This window comes from Pseudomonas sp. NPDC089752, from assembly GCF_044748725.1.
Classification (GTDB): domain Bacteria; phylum Pseudomonadota; class Gammaproteobacteria; order Pseudomonadales; family Pseudomonadaceae; genus Aquipseudomonas.
The window spans coordinates 412,472-434,129 of record NZ_JBIVGP010000002.1; the positions used below are offsets into that span (position 1 = coordinate 412,472).

General features: G+C 62.4%; 17 protein-coding genes, 1 tRNA gene and 3 pseudogenes. 12 read left to right on the forward strand and 9 right to left on the reverse strand.

The window, feature by feature from the left end; translation table 11 throughout:
- Positions 1 to 190: 190 nt before the first annotated feature.
- From ACIPZF_RS04760 to ACIPZF_RS04775, 4 genes and pseudogenes are all read left to right on the forward strand, one after another.
- Complete coding sequence (locus tag ACIPZF_RS04760; protein WP_400795813.1) at positions 191 to 2,632, forward strand: TonB-dependent siderophore receptor; 2,442 nt, start codon at positions 191 to 193, stop codon at positions 2,630 to 2,632.
- Positions 2,633 to 2,857: 225 nt separating this feature from the next.
- A complete protein-coding gene (locus ACIPZF_RS04765; RefSeq protein ID WP_400795816.1) occupies positions 2,858 to 3,283 on the forward strand; it encodes a proline racemase family protein in 426 nt (141 codons plus the stop codon).
- A gap of 125 nt (positions 3,284 to 3,408) precedes the next feature.
- A complete protein-coding gene (locus ACIPZF_RS04770) occupies positions 3,409 to 3,747 on the forward strand; it encodes a hypothetical protein (protein ID WP_400795819.1) in 339 nt (112 codons plus the stop codon).
- Positions 3,748 to 4,337: 590 nt separating this feature from the next.
- Positions 4,338 to 4,604 (forward strand): annotated as a pseudogene (locus ACIPZF_RS04775) (DUF3077 domain-containing protein); the annotation flags it as partial.
- Positions 4,605 to 4,664: 60 nt separating this feature from the next.
- Here ACIPZF_RS04775 and ACIPZF_RS04780 read toward each other — a convergent pair.
- The 5 genes from ACIPZF_RS04780 to dapA all read right to left on the reverse strand — a co-directional run bounded on the left by ACIPZF_RS04780 (position 4,665) and on the right by dapA (position 8,370).
- Positions 4,665 to 4,754, reverse strand: a tRNA-Ser gene (locus ACIPZF_RS04780).
- A gap of 92 nt (positions 4,755 to 4,846) precedes the next feature.
- Positions 4,847 to 5,557, reverse strand: coding sequence for a phosphoribosylaminoimidazolesuccinocarboxamide synthase (gene purC, locus ACIPZF_RS04785; RefSeq protein ID WP_012315794.1), 711 nt, complete (start codon positions 5,555 to 5,557; stop codon positions 4,847 to 4,849).
- Positions 5,558 to 5,587: 30 nt separating this feature from the next.
- Positions 5,588 to 6,346, reverse strand: coding sequence for an MBL fold metallo-hydrolase (locus ACIPZF_RS04790; RefSeq protein WP_400795822.1), 759 nt, complete (start codon positions 6,344 to 6,346; stop codon positions 5,588 to 5,590).
- A complete protein-coding gene (bamC, locus tag ACIPZF_RS04795; protein WP_400795825.1) occupies positions 6,347 to 7,465 on the reverse strand; it encodes an outer membrane protein assembly factor BamC in 1,119 nt (372 codons plus the stop codon).
- Between the two features lie 17 nt (positions 7,466 to 7,482).
- Positions 7,483 to 8,370: a 4-hydroxy-tetrahydrodipicolinate synthase gene (dapA, locus tag ACIPZF_RS04800; RefSeq protein WP_400795828.1), complete on the reverse strand. Its 888-nt coding sequence runs from the start codon at positions 8,368 to 8,370 to the stop codon at positions 7,483 to 7,485.
- A 260-nt stretch (positions 8,371 to 8,630) separates the two neighbouring features.
- Between dapA and ACIPZF_RS04805 the strand changes: the two genes are divergently transcribed.
- On the forward strand, positions 8,631 to 9,191 hold the full coding sequence (locus ACIPZF_RS04805) for a glycine cleavage system protein R (protein WP_400795831.1): 561 nt from the start codon (positions 8,631 to 8,633) through the stop codon (positions 9,189 to 9,191).
- A gap of 11 nt (positions 9,192 to 9,202) precedes the next feature.
- Positions 9,203 to 9,676: a peroxiredoxin gene (locus tag ACIPZF_RS04810; protein ID WP_400795834.1), complete on the forward strand. Its 474-nt coding sequence runs from the start codon at positions 9,203 to 9,205 to the stop codon at positions 9,674 to 9,676.
- Between the two features lie 112 nt (positions 9,677 to 9,788).
- On the opposite strand, the gene ACIPZF_RS04815 is transcribed toward ACIPZF_RS04810, so the two are convergent.
- Complete coding sequence (locus tag ACIPZF_RS04815; RefSeq protein ID WP_400795837.1) at positions 9,789 to 10,859, reverse strand: AI-2E family transporter; 1,071 nt, start codon at positions 10,857 to 10,859, stop codon at positions 9,789 to 9,791.
- Positions 10,860 to 10,880: 21 nt separating this feature from the next.
- Positions 10,881 to 11,120 carry a sulfurtransferase TusA family protein gene (locus ACIPZF_RS04820; protein ID WP_400795840.1) on the reverse strand — a complete coding sequence of 80 codons (240 nt, stop codon included), beginning with the start codon at positions 11,118 to 11,120 and terminating at the stop codon, positions 10,881 to 10,883.
- Positions 11,121 to 11,240: 120 nt separating this feature from the next.
- Between ACIPZF_RS04820 and ACIPZF_RS04825 the strand changes: the two genes are divergently transcribed.
- Positions 11,241 to 12,677: a M48 family metalloprotease gene (locus tag ACIPZF_RS04825; protein WP_400795843.1), complete on the forward strand. Its 1,437-nt coding sequence runs from the start codon at positions 11,241 to 11,243 to the stop codon at positions 12,675 to 12,677.
- A 99-nt stretch (positions 12,678 to 12,776) separates the two neighbouring features.
- Here ACIPZF_RS04825 and nadA read toward each other — a convergent pair whose 3' ends face one another.
- Both nadA and ACIPZF_RS04835 read right to left on the reverse strand, forming a co-directional pair.
- Positions 12,777 to 13,835, reverse strand: coding sequence for a quinolinate synthase NadA (gene nadA, locus ACIPZF_RS04830; RefSeq protein ID WP_346611719.1), 1,059 nt, complete (start codon positions 13,833 to 13,835; stop codon positions 12,777 to 12,779).
- A gap of 274 nt (positions 13,836 to 14,109) precedes the next feature.
- A complete protein-coding gene (locus tag ACIPZF_RS04835; RefSeq protein ID WP_400795846.1) occupies positions 14,110 to 15,618 on the reverse strand; it encodes a YdgA family protein in 1,509 nt (502 codons plus the stop codon).
- Between the two features lie 448 nt (positions 15,619 to 16,066).
- Between ACIPZF_RS04835 and ACIPZF_RS04840 the strand changes: the two genes are divergently transcribed.
- The 5 genes and pseudogenes from ACIPZF_RS04840 (at position 16,067) to ACIPZF_RS04860 (ending at position 21,655) form a co-directional block, all read left to right on the forward strand.
- The gene (locus ACIPZF_RS04840) at positions 16,067 to 17,419 is read left to right on the forward strand and encodes an APC family permease (RefSeq protein WP_400795848.1); all 1,353 of its coding nucleotides are present in this window, start codon (positions 16,067 to 16,069) and stop codon (positions 17,417 to 17,419) included.
- Positions 17,420 to 18,005: 586 nt separating this feature from the next.
- A pseudogene (locus ACIPZF_RS04845) lies at positions 18,006 to 18,707 on the forward strand (HAMP domain-containing protein); the annotation flags it as partial.
- Between the two features lie 339 nt (positions 18,708 to 19,046).
- Positions 19,047 to 19,565 (forward strand): annotated as a pseudogene (mcpU, locus tag ACIPZF_RS04850) (methyl-accepting chemotaxis protein McpU); the annotation flags it as partial.
- Between the two features lie 127 nt (positions 19,566 to 19,692).
- Positions 19,693 to 20,652 (forward strand): cation diffusion facilitator family transporter, encoded by a 960-nt coding sequence (locus tag ACIPZF_RS04855; protein ID WP_400795851.1) that lies wholly within the window; start codon positions 19,693 to 19,695, stop codon positions 20,650 to 20,652.
- Positions 20,653 to 20,803: 151 nt separating this feature from the next.
- Positions 20,804 to 21,655 (forward strand): STAS domain-containing protein, encoded by an 852-nt coding sequence (locus ACIPZF_RS04860; RefSeq protein WP_400795854.1) that lies wholly within the window; start codon positions 20,804 to 20,806, stop codon positions 21,653 to 21,655.
- Positions 21,656 to 21,658: the final 3 nt, after the last annotated feature.

The window sequence follows — 21,658 nt, forward strand, 5'->3', positions numbered from 1 at the left end:
GAGCGGGCTTGCCCGCGAAGAAGGCAACGCAGTGTGTGGCACCGGCTTTGCCGGTGTTCGCGGGCAAGCCCGCTCCCACAGGTTCAGTGCACAGAAGCAAAAATCACCCATCTGGTTCCCTTTTTTCGATCTCGTTCGGTTTACCCCTCACAAGACACATCACATCACCGTAACGACTCCAGGGACCCGCATGCCAACGCCTCTCCACCCCGCGTTTCGCCTGGCGCTTGCCGCGCCGCTTTTGGTCTGCGCTGCCGCGCCGTTGATGTTGCCGGCAGCGCTGGCCCATGCCGAGCAGGCGGTCAGCGCCGAGCGGGCATTCGACATCGCCCCCGGCTCACTCGCTGGCGCCCTCAACCAATTCAGCAGCCAGGCCGGCATCTACCTGGCGGGTAGCAACGAACTGGCTGCCGGCAAGACCAGCCAGGGCCTGCAGGGGCGTTACAGCGTTGCTCAAGGACTGGCGCGCCTGCTGCAAGGCAGCGGCCTGCAAGCAGTGCCACAAGGCAATGCCGGCTACGTGCTGCAACCCGCCGCCGATGGCAACGCGCTACAACTGGACGCCACGGCCATCAACGCCGCTGCCGAGCTGGCCAGCAATGGCCAAGGCGACACCGGCTACCGCGCCGTGGCCAGCAGCACCGCCAGCAAGACCAGCAGCGCCCTGGCCGACACCCCACGCTCGGTCTCGGTGGTGACCCGCCAGCGCATGGACGACCAGCAGTCGCAGACCCTTACCGAAGTGCTCGGCTACGTGCCGGGGATTTTCTCCCCACCCTTTGCCGGTGGTGATGGCCAGGCCGGCGACCTGTTCTTCATCCGCGGCTTCAACGCCACCGATTACGGCTATGGCCTGCTGCGCGACGGCCTGCGCGTACAAGGTAACCGCTACGACACCAGCAGCGAGCCCTACGGCCTGGAGCGCGTTGAAGTGTTCCGCGGCCCGACCTCGATCCTCTACGGCGAGAACGCACCCGGTGGCGTGGTCAACCTGGTCAGCAAGCGGCCCACTGCCGAGGCGCGTGGCGAGGTGCAGCTGAGCTACGGTTCGCACAATCGCCGTCAGCTGGGCGTCGATGTGTCAGGCCCGTTGACCGATGAAGGCAACATCTTGGGCCGCCTGGTGATGATGGGGCGCAAGTCCGATACCCAGATCGACCATCAGCCCGATGACCGACTGTATCTGGCCCCATCGCTGACCTTGAACTTCGACGATTTCAACAGCATGACCGTGCTCGCTACCTACCAGCGCGATCGTACCCTCATGGAACTGGGCTACCCCGCCGCCGGCACCCTGCTGCACAACCCGAACGGCAAGATCGACAAGGACCAATTGTCCGGCAACCCGGACTGGGACAACTTCGAGCGCGAAACCTGGAGCCTGGGCTACGCCTTCAGCCACCGCTTCAACGACACCTGGCAGTTCCGCCAGAACTCGCGCTACCTGCAGTCGCGCATCGACCGCCAGGAGATGTGGCCGGGCAACCTCAACAACGGTGGTTTCGGCACTACCTTGAGCAACACGGCGTACGACCGCTACAACAAATCCATCGCCTACTCGCTGGACAACCAGTTCGAAGGCCACTTCAACGCAGGTGCGTTCGACCACACCGTACTGTTCGGCGCCAGCCTTGACCGCACCTCGTTCAACCAGGACTGGGACGCTGGCAACGGCGGCACCATCAACGTGTTCAACCCGGTATGGAGCGGCAAGCCAACCACCCCCCTGCACGTGCAGAATGCCTTGCTCGAACAGACCATGTACGGCCTCTACAGCCAGCTGCAAACCAAGGTCGACCGCTGGGTGCTGTTGCTCGGGGGGCGTCTGGACCGGGTCAACAGCCAGTTCCGCAACAAGGCCGGCACGCTCAACGCGCAAGCCGACATGGACAGTTGGGACAGCGATTTCACCTGGCAGACCGGCGTGATGTACCAGTTCGACAACGGCCTGTCGCCGTACTTCAGCTACTCCACCGCCTTCGCTCCAACCCAGCAGACCGAGAGCAAAAGCGGTGCGCTGGACCCAACCACCAGCGAACAGTATGAAGTGGGCATCAAGTACGAGCCCAAGGGCTGGAAGACCGCCTTTACCGCCTCGGTATACGACCTGCGCAAGAAAGACGATGTGCTGTACGACGCCGCGGTGGGTGACTATCGCCAGATCGGCGCCAGCCGCGCCAAGGGTGTGGAACTGGAGCTCAACAGCGACCTGAACGAAAACCTCAACGTCACGGCGGCCTACACCTACACCGACTCGCGCATCACCAAGGATGTGGCCGGATCGCTGTATGAAGACCACCAGATGACTGGCGTGCCGCGCAACCAGGCGTCGGTGTGGAGTACCTATCGCATGCGCGATGGGTTGCTCAAAGGGCTGAGCATCGGCGGCGGCGTGCGTCATTTCGACAGCACCTTCGCCTATACCCCGGCCAGCCTGTACGGAAAGCTCGATACCGGCGACGTGACCTTGGTGGATGCCAAGGTGGGGTATGAGATCGACGACAACTGGTCGGTCGAGGTCAATGCTCGCAACCTGTTCGATAAAGAGTATGTGGCCGGGTGCAATAACGCCGGGCGGTGTTATTGGGGTGAGGAACGCACGCTGCTCGGGACTGTTTCGTTGCGCTGGTAAGCCATGCCTGTGCCGGCCTCTTCTCGGGGCAAGCCCGCTCCCACAAGGTTCTCTACAACTCCTGTGGGAGCGGGCTTGCCCCGCGAAGAGGCCGGCACAGACGAACCCAAACCCCATTCAGAAAACCGATCACCCGATCGGAATTATTCGCCTTACAGCCCCACACAGCCCCTTTATCCTGCGGTCCAGACCCCATTCAAACACCACAATAAAGGGCCGCCCCGCATGTCATTCAAACGCACCATTCACGCCGTCGACACCCACGCCGGCACCTCCATGCGCGTCATCACCGGCGGCATCCCGCACATCCCCGGCGACAGCGTGCACGCCAAGATGAAGTGGCTCGAAGCCGACGATGACCCGTTGCGCAAACTGATGCTGCGCGAACCACGCGACTACCCGGCGCACTGCTGCAATATCATCGTCCCACCCAGCCACCCGGAGGCCGATGCTTCAGCGAGCAGCACAACGACGCCTTTCCCGGCACCCGCCGCCATCGGCTGTCCATCACCCAGGAAACCATTGCGCTTGAGTACATCCTCAAGCACGGTGGCTCAGAGGGTCGGGACAAAAGTCGCGTTTCGCCGCTGCATTGAAACGCATGGTTACATTGGCAATACAAAGCAAAAATCGGGCAAACGGCTGCACTGATTCACGCAAAAGTACCGACAGCCTTTAGGTACAATTCGAATTTATACCGAACCCTGTAGTCCGTTTCCGATACTCGCTCACCCAGTCGGAATCTGTCATTACCGGGCGGCGAGATTTACCTTCGAGTGGGCAAGCACTTCGGTTTCAGTAGCGGATTTGGCGTAAACCATATTTGGTCGGGGCATGGTCACGAATTGCCGAAATGGGGCTGCTTGAGCATTCACGAGGTACCCGCGTTTGTGGCCGCTATTATCTGCCCAGGTGCTCAGGTCCTGTGCGAATTCCATCAGACTCGCGAAGGCTATCGCTTGGCTATAGTGCGCGGGGCGAAAGGTTGTGCGGTGCTTTCGCCGCAAATGGATAACGCCGACATCAACTTCTATTCAGTCGTCACCGCATTCAAGGTGCACCGTGGCCGCAATGCCACCCGAGTCGGTACGCTGAAAGCAAAAAAGGCACCGTAGGTGCCTTTTGGGGAATTCAGGAGGGCTGGTAGTCGCAGCGCTTGCTTAGCACGTCCAGGACGGGAGTCCTGAAAGGGGTCGGAAGCTAACCATTGTTGCCGGTTACCGCTACCGTACGAGTGGCGACTCGCACAATCCACACTGACCTGACGATATCGCCATGATCCAGATCAGTCCTGCTCTTATTGAGCCCTCGCGAGCGATTTTGAGCAAAGTTGATTCGCCCGTCAACCGTTTTGACCCGCCGCAGCCGGCGCCTAAATCCGCAAAGCTGAGCGCTGCAGAATCTTTCTGTATGAGATTTTTCCCATACCCTGTAGTCCATTTCCGATTCATACTCTCGCCCCTGCCAAACCATTGCGACTGCTTGGATTGGAATCGGCGCTGATGCAGCTGCAGCGCCAAGTGCAGTTGCCGACGGAACCAAGATCGTTGCACTAAGGCTCAAGTGATGGGCTACTCATGCCGGCCTCTTCGCGGGACAAGCCCGCTCCCACAGGTTGGGGGGGGGGCGCCGCAGGACCTGTGGGAGCGGGCTTGCCCCGCGAAGAGGCCGGCACAGGCCACAAGAATTTCAGGGAGAAAAAACAATGGCCACAGACGACACCCAGCACCACACCACAGTTGGCAAAACCCGCGTCTACCAAGCAGAAGGCCAGACCCAACCTCTATTCCGCATAGAGCCAGGCATCCCCTGCCAAGCCGCCCGCGAACAGGCATCCGAGCTCATGGGCTATGTACGAGACATGACCTTGACCGGTGTAATGGAGCGGGATGAGAAGCTGATCTGGGCCGCACACTATCTGAGCGCAATGGCCAAGGCACTGCTGGATGATGCTGAATTGGGCATGAAAAAATTAATCGCCCAAAACGAAAAAGCCCCCGAAAACTTTCGTTTCCAGGGGCCTCATCTTGTATGGCGGAGAGATAGGGATTTGAACCCTAGGTACTGTTGCCAGTACAACGGATTTCGAATCCGTCCCGTTCGACCACTCCGGCATCTCTCCAATGCCGCGCATCATACCAGCGAATTTTGAAAACGCAAACCTTTATTTCAAAAAAAATCGCGTGGTATCAGGCGCTTGCGTGAACAGGCCGCTTACAGCGGCACGCCCAGGCGCTTGGCAACTTCTTCGTAGGCTTCGATCACGTCGCCCAAGCCCTGACGGAAGCGGTCCTTGTCCATCTTCTTGCGGGTTTCCTTGTCCCACAGGCGGCAGCCGTCCGGGCTGAACTCGTCGCCCAGGACGATCTGGCCGTGGAATACGCCGAACTCCAGCTTGAAGTCGACCAGCAGCAGGCCGGCGTCATCGAACAGCTTGTTCAGCACTTCGTTGACCTTCAGCGACAGCTTCTTCATTTCTGCCAGCTGCTCGGCGGTGCCCCAGCCGAAGGCGACAACGTGGGATTCGTTGATGAACGGGTCGCCCTTCTCGTCGTTCTTCAGGAACAGTTCGAAGGTGGATGGCTCGAGCTTGATGCCCTCTTCCACGCCCAGGCGCTTGACCAGGCTGCCGGCGGCATAGTTGCGCACCACGCACTCGACCGGGATCATGTCCAACTTCTTGACCAGGCACTCGTTGTCGCCCAGCAGCTTGTCGAATTGGGTCGGCACGCCGGCTTCTTCGAGCTTTTGCATGATGAAGGCGTTGAACTTGTTGTTCACCATGCCTTTGCGGTCGAGCTGTTCGATGCGCTTGCCGTCGAACGCCGAGGTGTCGTTGCGGAACAGCAGGATCAAGCGGTCGGCGTCGTCGGTCTTGTAAACCGATTTGGCCTTGCCGCGGTAGAGTTCTTCGCGTTTTTCCATGATTGGGCTCCGCTTGCTTGAGTGGTTGGGCTAGGCGATTTCGCGCCAGTCGAGCCCGTGTTCCTGATTCGCCACCTGGAGCCAGTCCGGGTCGCACCCAAGGGTGTCGACGAAGCACTGGCGGGCCAGATGTGGCAGGTTGTTCTTGCTGCTGAGGTGGGCCAGCACCAGGTGTTGCAGGTTGTTCCAGCCCAACTCTTGCACCAGGCGCGCGGCCTGGTGGTTGTTCAAATGTCCTTGCATGCCACCTACCCGCTGCTTGAGGAAGACCGGGTAGTGACCGCGTGCCAGCAAATCGCGGCAGTGGTTGGCTTCGATAAGCAATGCGTCCAGGCCCTGGTAACGCTCCAGCAGCAGTGCATCGTACGAGCCCAGGTCGGTGAGCATGCCGAAGCGCCGGCGGCCGTCGCTGATGACGTACTGCAGCGGCTCATAGGCATCGTGCTCGACCCGCGCCGCACTCACTTCCAGGGCGCCGATCTGCAGGCGCTCGCCACAAGCGAGAAAACCGGCCACCTCCACCGGCTTGCGCAGGCCGCGCAACGTCCCTTGGCTGAGGTAGACCGGTACATTGTAGCGCCGTGACAGCAAGCCCACCCCATGCACGTGGTCGGCATGTTCGTGGGTGACCAGCACGGCGCTCAGTTGCGCTGCCGACACCCCGAGCAGCGCCAGGCGCCGCTCGGTTTCACGCAGGGAAAACCCGCAATCGACCAGGATGAACGTGTCACCGCTGGCGATCAGCGTGCCATTTCCCTGGCTGCCGCTTCCGAGTACCGCGAAGCGCACTTAACCCAGGTGGTCCTGAATGGCGCTCAGCACGCGGCGGGCGACATCGGCCGGGGCCACGGTGTTGATGTTTTTCTCGACCGTCACCTGCACGCTCTCGCCAACCTTGCTCAGGCGCACCTGGTAACGCTCGGCACGGGCTTCGCGTTCTTCCTTGGTCGGCTCGCTGCCGAACAGGCGGCTGAAGAAGCCAGGCTGGTTCTGCTTGTCGTCAGGTTTTTCCGACAGGTTGATGTAGTACAGGCCCAGGCTGCGGTTGATGTCTTCGACGCGCCATTCGCCACCCTGCTCCAGCGCACGGCCCACGCCGGACCAGGCACGGTCCAGGTCGGAGCCGAGGAACAGCACGGGGTTGCCGCTGCCGTCTTCACTCAGGCTGACGCGGCTTGGCGCATCGAAATCGCGCGCGGCCAGCAGGGACACCGAACCGCCCTTCTCGGCGTTGCGGTTCATGCTGGCGAGCATTTCGTCGACCAGCAGCGCATCGGCGCCGGTGTTACTGGAGGTGGACGGGAATGCCGTGTCGGCGGTGCTGCCGGCCGGGCGCTCGACGCTGACGACGTACACCTCGGAGGTGTTGCGCTGCACGCCGGGTTCCATGCGAACACGCACGCGCACTTCGCTGTCGCCGCTGCTGGCGGTGCTCGCCAGGCGCTGGCCGAGCGAGGCCGACAGTTCGTCGAAACGCTGCCAGGTGGTGGTGAATTCGCCGGTTTGCGGGCGCTCTTCGGCGATACGGAAACCGTTGTCCTCGAAGAACTGGTGCGCCACCGGCCAGACTTCGGCAGGCGAACGCTGGGCCAGCACCCAACGGCTGTTGCCGCTGCGCTGCAGGCTGAAATCGCTGACCTCGGCACCGCCGGTCAGGGGTTGCGGACGCGGCACTTCGAATTCGCCCGTGGCGCTATCGTCGGCGACGTTGCGCGGGATCGGCAGCAGCGGGTCAAGGCGCTTGACGTTGCTGGCGTCCGGCGGCAGCTGCATTGGGGCGGTTGGGTGCGCCTGCAGGTAATCGCTGCCGCGGTCGCGGAAATAGCCATCCTCGCCCCACAGCCAGCCACACCCACTGGTGCTGGAAATGATCAGGGCGAGCGCGGAAAGACCAGCCAGTCGCTTCATGCGGTGTACTTCCTCGATTAAACCAGTACGCCGGACTGGCGCAAGGCAGTACGGACTTTTTCGTGACAGCCTTCGCTCAGCCAGGTCAGCGGCAGGCGAATACCTTTGTGCATCAGGCCCATTTCCACGAGCGCGAACTTCACCGGAATCGGGTTGGCTTCGCAGAACAGGTCTTTGTGCAGCGGCATGAGTTGTTCGTTGATTGCGCGGGCCTTCTCGGCATTCCCCTCAAGGGCGGCCTCGCACAGGTCGGCCATTTCGCGCGGGGCGACGTTGGCGGTGACGGAGATGTTGCCTTTGCCGCCCATCAGGATCAGCTCGACCGCAGTCGGGTCGTCGCCGGACAGGACGATGAAGTCATCGCTGACGCCATCGAGGATGGCCTTGGCGCGCACCAGGTCGCCGGTGGCTTCCTTGATGCCGATGATGTTCGGCACGGTAGACAGGCGGATCACGGTCTCGGCCTGCATGTCGCAGGAGGTGCGGCCGGGTACGTTGTAGAGGATCTGCGGGATGTCGACGGCTTCGGCGATGTGCTTGAAGTGCTGGTACAGGCCTTCCTGGGTCGGCTTGTTGTAGTACGGCACCACCAGCAGGCAGGCGTCGGCGCCGGCATTCTTGGCGTTCTGGGTCAGGTGCACGGCTTCGGCGGTGGAGTTGGCGCCGGTGCCGGCGATCACCGGGATCGGCTTCTTGCTGTGCTTGACGCGCTCGACCACGTGCTTGATGACCAGGATGTGTTCTTCGACATCCAGGGTGGCGGACTCACCGGTGGTGCCGACAGCGACGATCGCGTGGGTGCCATTTTCCAGGTGGAAGTCTACAAGTTTGTCGAGGCTGCCCCAATCAAGACGCCCTTGTGCATCCATGGGTGTGACCAATGCCACCATACTGCCCGCAATCATGTAACTGCTCCTGCCGGAAAAAGAGAGCGGTAATGGTACTGGGGGCATCGGCCTTGCACAAGCGAAGCAGGCGGGCGGAGCATTCCCCTCGGCGCCTTATTTCGCTACCCTTGACCCTTTGATCGGTGCAGCGCGGCCCGCCGGGCCGTCGACCTTGCTCCCCGGCCAGCGTCCACGTCCTCGCATGCGAGCCCCGGGCCCTGCCGACAGGAGGCTTTCGCCCGTCCTGTACCGACCGCTCATCGCTTTAGGAATGCTGCATGTCCACCCCCACCGTCCGCGAACAATTCCTTGTCATCAGTGCCTTGGGCCCCAACCCGATGGAGCTGGCCAACGTCCTCAGCCGCGCTGCCTTCGAAAACCGCTGTGCGGTCGTCACCTCGCGCCTGAGCCGCCATGGCGAGACCAGCGCCCTGGTCTTGCAGGTCGGCGGCAGCTGGGATGCCCTGGCACGCTTCGAAGCCACCCTGCCGGGCCTGGGCAAGAAGCACGGCCTGACCCTCGACGTAGTGCGCAGCGCCGACCAGGAGGTGCGCCCGCAGGCCCTGCCTTATGTGGCCTACGTCAGCGCCGCCTATCGCCCGGACATCATCAACGAGCTGTGCCAGTTCTTCCTCGACCATCGTGTCGAGCTGGAAGCGATGACTTGCGACACCTACCTGGCGCCACAGACCGGCAGCAGCATGCTCAACGCTCAGTTCACCGTGATCCTGCCGGCCGGCACGCAGATCAGCTGGCTGCGCGACCAGTTCCTCGATTTTGCCGACGCCCTCAACCTGGACGCGCTGATCGAACCTTGGCGCCCACAGAACCCCGTATAAGGAAAGCCACCATGGCCGTAGCACTCGAGCAACCCGTCGCCGACTTCCAGGCCCAGGCCACCAGCGGCCAGACGGTCAGCCTGGCCGAGCTCAAGGGCCGCCAGGTGGTGGTGTACTTCTACCCCAAAGACAGCACTCCAGGCTGCACCACTCAGGGCCAGGGTTTCCGCGACCAGCATGCAGCCTTCGAGGCGGCCAACACCGTGGTGTTCGGGGTATCGCGTGATGGCATCAAGTCGCACGAGAACTTCAAGACCAAGCAGGGCTTCCCGTTCGAGCTGATCAGCGACAAGGACGAAGCGCTGTGCCAGCTGTTCGATGTGATCAAGCTGAAGAAGCTGTATGGCAAGGAATACATGGGCGTGGACCGCAGCACGTTCCTGATCGACAAGGACGGGGTGCTGCGTCAGCAATGGCGCGGGGTGAAGGTGCCCGGGCATGTGGATGCCGTGTTGGCGGCGGCCCAGGCCCTGAACAAGGCTTGAAACTGATTCAGGCCCCTTCGCGGGCAAGCCCGCTCCCACAGGACAGTGCAGGACTTAGTCACAGCGCAGCACCTGTGGGAGCGGGCTTGCCCGCGAAGAAGCCACCTCGAAATTAAAGCATTGGCGCCACAGCAGGCTCCTGCCGCGGCCAGGCATCCAGCACCGCCTTGATCAGCGTCGCCAGCGGAATCGCGAAAAAGATCCCCCAGAAGCCCCACAACCCGCCAAACAACAACACCGCGCAGATGATCGCCACCGGGTGCAGGCTGACCGCCTCGGAGAACAGCAGCGGCACCAGCACGTTGCCGTCCAGCGCCTGAATGATCGCGTACACCGTCATCAGGTAGATAAACTGGTCGCCCCAGCCCCACTGGAACAACGCAATCAGCGTCACCGGCACAGTCACCACCACCGCCCCCACATACGGAACCACCACCGACAAGCCCACCAGCAGCGCCAGCAATGCTGCGTAGTTGAGCCCCAGCGTAATGAAGGCAATGTAGGTGGCGATCCCACAGATCAGAATCTCGATGCCCTTGCCGCGAATGTAGTTGGCGATCTGCCGGTTCATCTCGCTGCCCACCCGGTTCAGCAGGCTGCGCTGGCGCGGCAGATAGCCACTGACCCAACGGCCGATCAGCACGCGGTCCTTCAGGAAGAAGAACACCAGGATCGGCACCAGCACCAGGTAGATCATGGCGTTGACCAGCAGCGGCAGGCTCGACAGCGAGAAGGTCAGCGCCCATTGGCCGAACTTGCCGATCTCGCCGCGCACCGACTCGATCGCACGCAGCACCTGTTCGTCCGACACCAGGTGCGGGTAGCGCTCGGGCAGCAGCAACAGCAGCGACTGCCACTTGCCAAGCATGCCCGGCAGTTCGTTGAACAAGGTGATCAGCTGATGCCAGAGCAGTGGCACCAACACCAGCAGGAACACCGCCAGCGCCCCCATGAACAGCGCGAATACCAGCATCACCGCCAGCCGCGTCGGCACCCGCAGGCGCTCCAGGGCATTGACCAGCCCCTGCATCAAAAACGCCAGCACCATGCCCGCCAGCACGGGTGCAAGCATGCCGCCGAGGGTAAGGACCGCGGTAAAGGCCAGAAACAGCAGGACCGCCAGCACCACCGCCTCCTCATCGGAGAAGTAGCGATGCATCCAGTCGCGAAGCACTTTGAACATTGACGATCCTTAGGTTGAAGCTCAGGCCTTGCGCAGCCAGTAGGTATAGATACCGGCCTCGGCCGTTTCCTGCAGCAGCGTATGACCGGCCAGCTTGGCAAAAGTGCGGAAGTCGCGCTGGGAGCCGGCGTCGGTGGCAATCACCTTGAGCACTGCGCCACTGGCCAGGCGGTTGAGCTCCATCTTCGCCTTGAGCAGCGGCAATGGGCAGTTCAGCCCGCTGGCGTCGAGTTCGGCGTCGCAGGTCAGGGTGTCACTCATCGAAGATTCTCCAGCCGTGGGGCAGACGTGTCTGGTAACAGGTCCGCTAGGATACCGCCACTGGTCGCCAACGTGCGAGCGGGCTACAGTAGGGGCTTTGATCCGACGCGAGCTTCGTGCATGAATCTACTGCGCCCCACCCTGCTGACGCTGGCCTGCCTGATGGCCCTCCCCGGCCATGCGGACGACCTGCCATCACTGGGCGACGCCAGTTCCGCGATCGTCTCGCCGAAACAGGAACACGACCTGGGGCGCGCCTGGCTGAGCATGCTGCGCGGCCAGGTCAATCAGCTGAACGACCCGCAGCTCAAAGACTACGTCGAGACCACTGTGTACCGCCTGGCCGAAACCAGCCAGCTGCAGGACCGGCGCCTGGAATTCATCCTCATCGATAGCCGCGAACTCAACGCCTTCGCCGCACCCGGCGGCATCGTCGGGGTCAACGGCGGGCTGTTCCTCAATGCCCAGACCGAAGGCGAGTATGCCTCGGTACTGGCCCACGAACTGGCGCACTTGTCCCAACGCCACTTCGCCCGTGGCGTCGAAGCCCAGCAACGTATGCAACTGCCGATGATGGCCGCGCTGCTGGCTGGTATCGTGCTGGCGGCCGGCGGTGCCGGTGATGCCGGCATCGGCATGATTGCCGGTACCCAGGCGGCGGCAATCCAGGAGCAGCGGCGTTTCTCGCGGCAGAACGAGCAGGAAGCCGACCGCGTCGGCATCCAGAACCTGGAAAAGGCCGGTTACGACCCGCGCAACATGCCGACCATGTTCGAGCGCCTGGCGCGCCAGTACCGTTTCGACGCCAAGCCTCCGGAATTCCTGCTGACTCACCCGGTGACCGAATCGCGTATCGCCGACACCCGCAACCGCGCCGAACAGGCGCCGAAGGGTGGCGTCGAGGATAGCCAGCGCTACCAGCTTATTCGCGCCCGCGTGGCCCTCACCTACGAAGGTACTCCGGGTTTGGCAGCCAAGCGTTTCCGCGCGCAGCTCGACGAGGATCCCAAGCTGGACGCCGCGCGTTATGGCCTGGCCCTGGCACAGATCAAAGGCGGCCAACTCAATGAAGCACGCGAGAACCTCAAGCCGCTGCTGGCCAAGGCGCCCAACGACATCACCTACAACCTGGCGCAGATCGATCTGGACATCACCAACAACCGCCTGACCGATGCGCAGCAGCGGGCCGAGCGCATGCAGGGGCTGTATCCAGGCAATTACCCGCTGAAACAGGTGCGCGCCGATTTGCTGGTCAAGCAGAACAAGCCGGCCGAGGCCGAGAAGGTACTCAACGACTTGCTCAAAAGCCGGCCGGATGACCCGGACGTGTGGTACGACATGGCCGAGGTGCGTGGTTTGTCGGGCAATACCATCGGGCTGCACCGGGCGCGTGCCGAGTACTTCACCTTGGTGGGGGATTTTGACCAGGCGATCCAGCAGCTGGATTACGCCAAGCGCCGAGCGGGGAGCAACTTCCCGCTGGCGTCGCAGATCGACCAGCGCCAGCGCGAGATCATGGAACAGCGGCGCATGGTGCAGGAAATGATGGGGCGCTAGTGCCGGCCCTTTCGCGGGGCAAGCCCGCTCCCACAAGGGTTCACCCCCATGTTCTGTGGGAGCGGGCTTGCCCCGCGAAGCAGGCGACGCGGTTTCGCGTCAGGCGTTACCGGACAACTTGAGCCGAGCCGCCTGAGTAAAGTCCAACATGCGGTTCAACGGCTTGATCGCCTTGGGCACCAACGCCGGGTCAACGAAAATCTCGTTAGTCCCCTTGCGCAGGCAATCCAGCACCCGCTCCAGGGTATTCATCGCCATCCACGGGCAGTGCGCACAACTGCGGCAGGCCGCGCCGTTACCGGCAGTCGGTGCTTCGACGAATTCCTTGTCCGGGCACAGCTGCTGCATCTTGTAGAAGATGCCACGGTCAGTGGCGACGATGAACGTCTTGTTCGGCAGGGTCTGCGCGGCCTTGATCAGCTGACTGGTGGAACCCACCGCGTCGGCCAGGTCAATCACCGACTCAGGCGACTCGGGGTGTACCAGAATTGCCGCATCCGGGTACAGCGCCTTCATGTCGGCCAACTGGCGCGACTTGAACTCTTCGTGAACGATGCAGGCACCGTCCCACAGCAGCATGTCAGCGCCGGTCTGCTTCTGGATGTAACGGCCCAGATGCTGGTCTGGCCCCCAGATGATGGTCTCGCCGTTGTCCATCAGGCTTTCGACGATCTCCAGCGCGCAGCTGGATGTCACTACCCAATCGGCGCGGGCTTTGACCGCCGCCGAGGTGTTGGCATAGACCACCACAGTGCGCTCGGGATGCTGGTCGCAGAAGGCCGAGAACTCTTCGACCGGGCAACCCAGGTCGAGCGAGCAGGTGGCCTCCAGGGTCGGCATCAGCACGCGCTTTTCCGGAGTGAGGATCTTGGCGGTTTCGCCCATGAAGCGCACGCCAGCAACGATCACCGTTTCGGCGGGGTGGTTCTTGCCGAAACGGGCCATTTCCAGCGAGTCGGACACGCAGCCGCCGGTCTCTTCGGCCAGCGCCTGGATCACCGGGTCACAGTAGTAGTGGGCAACCAATACGGCGTTCTGTGCCTTGAGCTCGGCAGCGATGGCCGCACGGTATTCGGCCTCCTGCTCGGCTGTCAGCGGGTTGGGCTGCTTGGCGTCGAGGTGGGCCTGAACCAACAGGCGTTCGGAAATCTGGGTCATGATCGCTGGACCTGCAGGCGCGCGTGCGCGTCAAATCGAGTGTATCACCCGGCCCTGACAGATCGGCTAGGGGTGCCGGACGGCAGGCATGCCGCCACGGCCCTCTGCGGGCGCGGATTGTTATCGGACGCCGAAGGCTACAGACAATCGTGACAATTCAAAAGCGGTTTTTGTCGAGCCTGTGCTGGCCTCTTCGCGGCTAAAGCCGCTCCCACAGGGCGGGGTTCAGTGGGAGCGGCTTTAGCCGCGAAGAGGCGAGCACAGGCTTGGAGAATCAGCCTTGTGGCTGCATCGCCGCAAAGTGCGCCGCGAGGATCATGGCGAACTCTTCAACAGTCATCTTCTTGCCGTTGAAGTCGACCATGCCATCGGCATAGTGCAGGCTCGATACCACATCATTGCCCTGCACCGTGGCCATGCCACTCTGCAGCGCCATCATGCCGACCATTTCACCGGCCTGGCTGGACTGCATGGCGATCGCCTGGGCATCGGTCTGCCCTTCCAGCAACGCCTGCAAGGTGGCCAGGTCACCGATCATCGGCTTGGACAGCGACAGCTTGCTCTTTACCTGGGTGATCAGTTGCTTGCTCAACTGGTCGGACGGCAGGTCGAAGGAGGTGGGGCTGGCGAAATCCATGGTCAGGTTGAAGCGGCTTTCGCCATTGGCCGTCTTGAACGACAGGTTTTCGACCGCCAGCTGCGGCTTGGACGCCAGCAGCTGTTTCAGGTCGCCCTGGAACTTGGCTTTCTCTGCGTCGCCCATTTGGATTTCCGGGAATGGCTGCCCGGCAGCGGCGGCCGCCTGGAACTCTGGCAAATGCGCCTGGTACCACTGCGACAACGACTGCAGGGCCGGGGCGTTGATCGATTTGATGCTCACCGCCATCTGCCCACTGCCGACCGCGCGGCCGTCCCAGGTGATGTCCGCCACTTTGTAATCCACACGGCCACCTACGGTATCCGGGCCGTCCAGCGATTGCACGGCGTTCTGCTCCAGGCCCTTGAGCAGCAGCACTTGCTGCTTCGGCCCCAAGGTCGCCTTGGCTTCTGCCAACAGCACATCCAGGGCGCCGACATAGATCGCGTCATGCTGGGTGGCCGCCAGGTTGCCACCGATCTTCAGCCCCTTCAGTTCGAAGGTGGCGGGTGGGTGATCTTCGCCCACCAATTTCATTTCGAAACGATCGGCTGTGCCATGGAATTTCGACGCATTACCCGATTCGTCACCGCTGATTGCCAGGCGCATGCCCGAGAAGTCCAGGGTACTGCCGTTGTCCTCGGTCAATTTGACCGGCTCCAGCAGGATGCTGCCATCGACGTTGCCGCCAAAGCCGATGCTGGTCTGCGAGGTCACCGGGGCCTTGTCACCCGCAGCGGCGAACCACGGCGCAGTGAAGTCGTCCTTGTCCAGCGCACTGTTGCTGGCCGCGAGCACTGGCATCAGCTTGAACGCCTTGACCCGCGACCACGGGAACGGCCCATGCTCGATCTGATCGGTGACACCCACCTCGAAATCGACCGTCTGGCCATCGGACAAGTGGATGTCGCGAGCCTTGAGCCGATAGTGCGCGGTGCTGCTGAAGAAATGCTGCTCCAGCGAAGCCAATTCGAGGGTCATGTTGCCGCCCACCCCGACCAGGGCCTTTTTCAGCTGGGCGTTGCCACGGCTGATGGAGTGCTCCAGCTGCTCAGGCAGCTGTTTGCCGGTGTACCAGGCGCCAGCGGTGGTGACGACGGCAATGGCGATGGCCAGGCCGGAGAGGATGCCTACTGATTTCTTCATGAATTGAACCGATTGATGTCCATATGGCCGGATTGGCAGCTGGAAGGCTGCGCGGGTGCGAAATAGTATCACCCCGATCTCGCCCAAGTGATCGCCGACGAGACGAAATCACGCATTTAGGCAGTATCCGACACTGCACAAGGAAACCTCTTACTCGTTAAATTTTACGGACATCCACATCGATCAAAATCGCAAAAAAGCGCGCAAATACCGAACATAACGGGTTAAAAATCGATAAATATTTCGATTTAGTAACATCTTGTCATGTTTAACTTGACACCCACCTACCCATCGTTTTTTATTTTCACCACTTAGCGCGCCTACCTATGCGCGCCTCCCGCCGCTCCAACATAAAAGGTGAATAACATGGAGCCCTCCCGCTCGCCCCTGCCGCATGCGCAACCCCCCGTGCCCGCCGTTCACGCCCAACAGCAGGAGCCACGCCAGCATGCAGCCTGATCACAACGCCACCGGCAACGGCCAACTCCGTAAAACCCTGCGCCTCTGGCACGTGATCATCATCGGCCTGGCTTACCTGACGCCGATGACCGTGTTCGACACCTTCGGCATCGTCTCCGGGATAACCGCAGGCCACGTGCCCAGCGCCTACATCCTGGCGCTGGCCGGCATCCTGTTCACCGCAGTGAGCTATGGCACCCTGGTGCGGCGCTTCCCGCAATCGGGCTCGGCCTATACCTACACCCAGCGCGCGATCAACCCGCACGTGGGCTTCTTGGTTGGCTGGTCGTCACTGCTCGACTACCTGCTGCTGCCAATGGTCAACGCCCTGCTGGCCAAGCTCTACCTTTCGGCGATGTTCCCCGAAGTACCTGAGTGGATCTGGGTGGCCGGTTTCGTCACCCTGATCAGCCTGATCAACATGCGCAGCGTCAACCTGGTGGCGCACTTCAACCTGCTGTTCGTGGCCGTGCAGGTAGCGATCATCGCCGTGTTCATCTACCTCTGCGTGCGCGGCCTGGACCAGGGCGAAGGCCTGGGCACGGCCTGGAGCCTGCTGCCGTTCGCCGACAGCCAGACCCAGTTCAGCGCCCTGGCCGCCGGCGCGACCATCCTGTGCTTCTCGTTCCTGGGCTTCGACGCAGTGACCTGCCTGTCGGAAGAGACCCGCGACCCGGCCAAGACCATCCCCCGGGCGATCTTCCTTACCGCACTGATCGGCGGCCTGGTGTTCATCACCGTGTCGTACTTCATCCAGGCCTACTTCCCGACCATGAGCCGCTTCCACGACCAGGAAGCCGCCCTGCCGGAAATCGCCCTGTACGTCGGCGGCAAGCTGTTCCAGTCGATCTTCATCGCCTGCACCGTGATCAACACCATCGCGTCCGGCCTGGCCTCGCAAACCAGCGTCTCGCGCCTGCTGTATGTGATGGGCCGCGACAAGGTGATCCCGGCCGGTATCTTCGCCCGCCTGCACCCGCGTTACAAAACCCCAGTGATGAACATCGCGGTGGTCGGCCTGATTTCGCTGTCGGCGATCTTCTTCGACCTGGTCACCGCCACCTCGATCATCAACTTCGGCGCGCTGGTGGCGTTCAGCTTCGTCAACCTGTCGGTGATCAACCACTGCTACCTGCGCGAAGGCAATCGTCAGGGTCTGAAAAACAACTTGGTCTATCTGGTGCTGCCGACTATCGGCTTCTGCATCATCGTCTCGCTGTGGCTTGACCTGAACCCGCACTCGCTGATGTTCGGCGGCGTCTGGGCAGCGCTGGGCCTGGTGTACCTGGCTTGGCTGACCAAGGCGTTCACCGCCGCGCCGCCGAATTATGTGGCGGAATAACCACGACTGAATCATCACGCTGCCGACAACGCCCGCGCCTGAACGCGGGCGTTGTTGTTGCTCGAAAAGGAAAGATCCCATGCTGCTGCGTCGCCTCTCCATCCAGTGGAAGATCACCTTGCTCGCCGGCCTGTGCCTGCTGGCCATCGTCGCCCTGCTGGTGGCGACCTCGCTGACCCAGGCACAGCGCAGCGCAGCCCTGGTCAGCCAGGCCAACAGTGAAATGCTCGAACACAGCGCGCGCCTGCGCCTGCAGGCCCATGCCGAAACCCAGACGTTGCGCATCCAGCGCTATTTCATGGATGCCTATCAGTACGCCAATGGCTTTTCCCGCCTGGTGCAAGTGCTGAAGGCTCATGGCGGCAGCGACCTGCGCGCTGAACTGACCCGCGAAGCCCGTGCCAGCCTGGCCGTCAACCCGGATGTGATCGGCCTGTATCTGGTATTCCAAGCCAATGCGCTGGACCACCAGGACAGCCAGTTCGTCGCCCAGGAAGCCGTTGGCAGCAACGACAGCGGGCGCTTCTCGCTGTACTGGTCGCAACCAAGCCCAGGCACACTCGAACGCGAGGCCATGCCGGAATCGATGCTTGCCGACGGCACCGTCGGCACCAATGGTGTCGCGCAAAACCGCTGGCTGACCTGCCCCCAGGAAACCGCCAGAGCCTGCGTGGTGGAGCCGTATCTGGACGAAGTCAACGGCCGCCAGGTGCTGATGACCAGCATCGCCCTGCCCCTGCTGGAGAACGGCAAGGTGGTGGGCGTGGTGGGCCTGGATATCGGCCTGGACAACCTGCAACAGCTGAGCCTCGATGGACGCCAGGAACTGTTCGACGGCCAGGGCCAGGTGAGCATCGTCAGTAACAACGGGTTGCTCGCCGGCCACAGCCGTGACGCGGGCAAGCTGGGCAAGCCGCTGGACAACGATGTCGCCCAGGGTTTGCTGCGCGTGGCCCGCCCCTTCGCGCCGATCCCTGGCGCAGCGCCCTGGCAGGTGATGCTGGAGTTGCCCGAAGCAGCACTGCAAGCACCCGCCGTCGCCCTCAACCAGCGCCTGGGTGAACACAACCAGAGCGCCAACCTGACCAGCCTCTTCATCGGGTTGGGCGCCGCAGTGCTTGGCCTGTTGCTGGTATGGCTGACCGCACGCGGCGTAACCCGGCCAATCCTGGCCGTGGCTGCCCGCCTGGAAGACATCGCCAGCGGCGAAGGCGACCTGACCCGCCGCCTGGACTACGCCCGCCAGGACGAACTCGGCCAACTGAGCGGCTGGTTCAACCGCTTCCTCGACAAGCTGCAACCGGTGATCGCCCAGGTCAAAGGCTCGCTGCAGGAAGCCCGCGGCACCGCCGACCAGTCCGCCGTCATCGCCAGCCAGACCAGCAATGGCATGCAGCAGCAACAGCGCGAGATCGAACAGGTGGCCACCGCCGCCAACGAGATGAGCGCCACTGCCCAGGACGTCGCCCACAACGCAGCGCAAGCGGCCCAGGCCGCACGCGGCGCCGACCAGGCCAGCCGCGAAGGCTTGCAGCTTATTGCCAGCACCCGCCAGGCCATCGACCAGCTGGCAGCTGACATGAACACCGCCATGGACGAGGCTCGTGCTCTGGAGCACCGCAGCGAACAGATCGGCTCGGTGCTCGAGGTGATCCGCGCGATCGCCGAGCAGACCAACCTGCTGGCGCTCAACGCCGCCATCGAAGCCGCCCGCGCCGGAGAGGCCGGCCGTGGTTTTGCCGTGGTTGCCGACGAAGTGCGTAGCTTGGCGCAGCGTACCCAGGTGTCGGTGGAAGAGATCCGTCAGGTGATCGAAGGCCTCCAGCAAGGTACCCAGGATGTCGTCGGCGCCATGCACGAAGGCCAGCGCCAGGCTCAGGCCAGCGCTACCCGCATGGAACAGGCGCTCCCGGCTTTGCAACGGATTGGTGAGGCTGTGGCGGTGATCAGCGACATGAACCTGCAGATCGCTTCGGCGGCCGAGGAGCAGAGCGCGGTGGCAGAGGAAGTGAACCGTAACGTGGCCGGTATTCGTGATGTGACAGAATCGCTGTCGGGCCAGGCGGATGAGTCGGCGCGGATCAGTCAGGCTTTGAATCGCCTGGCCAACCAGCAGCAAGCCTTGATGGAACAGTTTCGCGTTTAGTCTGTACCGGCCTCTTCGCGGGCAAGCCCGCTCCCACAGGGACCGTGCTTGCAGTGGACTCTGTGGGAGCGGGCTTGCCCGCGAATAGGCCGGCTCAGGCAACCCACCTTTTGAATGAGTTTTACCCATGGAAGCACCACACAAACAACATTTCTTCGACATCACCAGCGAGCAGGGCCTGCTACGCACCTCGATCGCCGTCACCCTGTTCATCGCCACCATCGGCATCGCATTCGGCCTGGCCTCTGGCTCGTTTTCGATCATCTTCGACGGCGTCTACTCCCTGGTCGACGCCAGCATGAGCGGTCTGTCGCTGGTGGTGGTCAAGCTGATCACCTCCCACGCCACCAGCCTGCAGCTGTCACGCAAGCTGCGCGAGCGCTTCACCATGGGCTTCTGGCACCTGGAGCCGATGGTCCTGGCATTGAACGGCATCCTGCTCAGCGGCGTGGCCATCTACGCACTGATCAACGCCGTCAGCAGCGTCCTGCAGGGCGGCCGCCATCTGGAGTTCGGCATCGCCATGGTCTATGCCGTGCTGACGGTAATCGCCTGCGCGACCATCGCCGTGGTCGAGGCGCGCGCCAACCGCAAGTTGAACTCCGACTTCGTACGCATGGACGTCAAAGGCTGGGTGATGTCGGCCAGCATTACCGCCGCCCTGCTGATCGCCTTCTGCTTCGGCTTTGCCGTACAAGGCACGCGATGGGAATGGGTATCGCCCTACATTGACCCGGCCGTCCTTGCCCTGGTGTGCCTGGTGATCATTCCGCTGCCACTGTCGGTGGTGCGCCAGGCGCTAGCGGAAATCTTCCTGGTGACGCCTGGCGATCTCAAGCTACATGTCGACACAGTCGCCCAGCAGTTTGTCGCCAAGCATGGCCTGCAATCCTACAAGGCCTATGTGGCCAAGGTCGGGCGTTCACGCGAGATCGAACTGTACTTCATCGTGCCCACCGACATGCCAGCCCGCTCGATTGCCGAATGGGATGCGCTGCGTGATGAGATCGGCGGTGCCGTGGGAGGTGAAGGACCGGATCGCTGGATCACCGTAGTATTCACTGGCGACCCGGCTTGGGCAGAGTAAATGACAGGCCTTGGCCTGCTGCGACGCGCCAAGGTGGCGTGTTGCAACTATCTTTCCGTATTCCACAACTATTTAATAGCGCTGATGTCATTTTTTGCAGGCCGGCGAGCACATGGGGATGCCGGCCTTAACGCACAGGAGCGAAAGGCACATGGCAGCACTGCACGGCAGCACGTTGGAAGCGATCAAGACCCATCAGGCGCAATTGCTCGATGAGTGGATATCGGGCCTGGAAGCCAGCGGCGCCACGCGCAACATCAAAGAGCAGATGCTCAGCCAGGAAACCCGCGAGTTTCTGCAACTGCTGATCGAGGGCCTGCAATCAGACAGCGGCAACAACATCGCCGCGACCGGTTGGGACGAAGCCCGGCGGTTCCTTGAAAAACTCTCCGCCAGCCGAGCCCAGCTCGGCCATGATTCACACCAGACGGTGTTCTTCATCTTCGGCCTCAAAGGCCCGTTGTTCGGCCTCCTGCAGGCTCACTACAGCAACGAGCCCGGGCGCCTGGCCGAGCAACTGTGGGTGATGTCCGAGCTGCTCGACAACATGGGCATGCATACCATCCGCACGTACCAGAGAACCCGCGAGGCGGTGATCAAGCGCCAGCAGGAAGAGCTGCTGGAGTTGTCCACGCCAGTGGTGAAGCTGTGGGACGGCGTGCTGGCCTTGCCGCTTATCGGCACCCTGGACTCGCAGCGCAGCCAGACCGTGATGGAGTCGCTGCTGCAGCGCATCGTCGACACCGGCTCGGAAATCGCCATCATCGACATCACCGGCGTGCCGACCGTCGACACCTTGGTGGCCCAGCACCTGCTCAAGACGGTCACCGCGATCCGTCTGATGGGCGCAGATTGCATCATCAGCGGCGTACGTCCGCAGATCGCTCAGACCATCGTGCATCTGGGGCTCGACCTCGGCACCTTGACCACCAAGGCCAACCTTGCCGACGCGTTGAAACTGGCCCTGTCGCGCCTGGGTGTGAGCCTGGCCGAGCGGGTGTAAGCC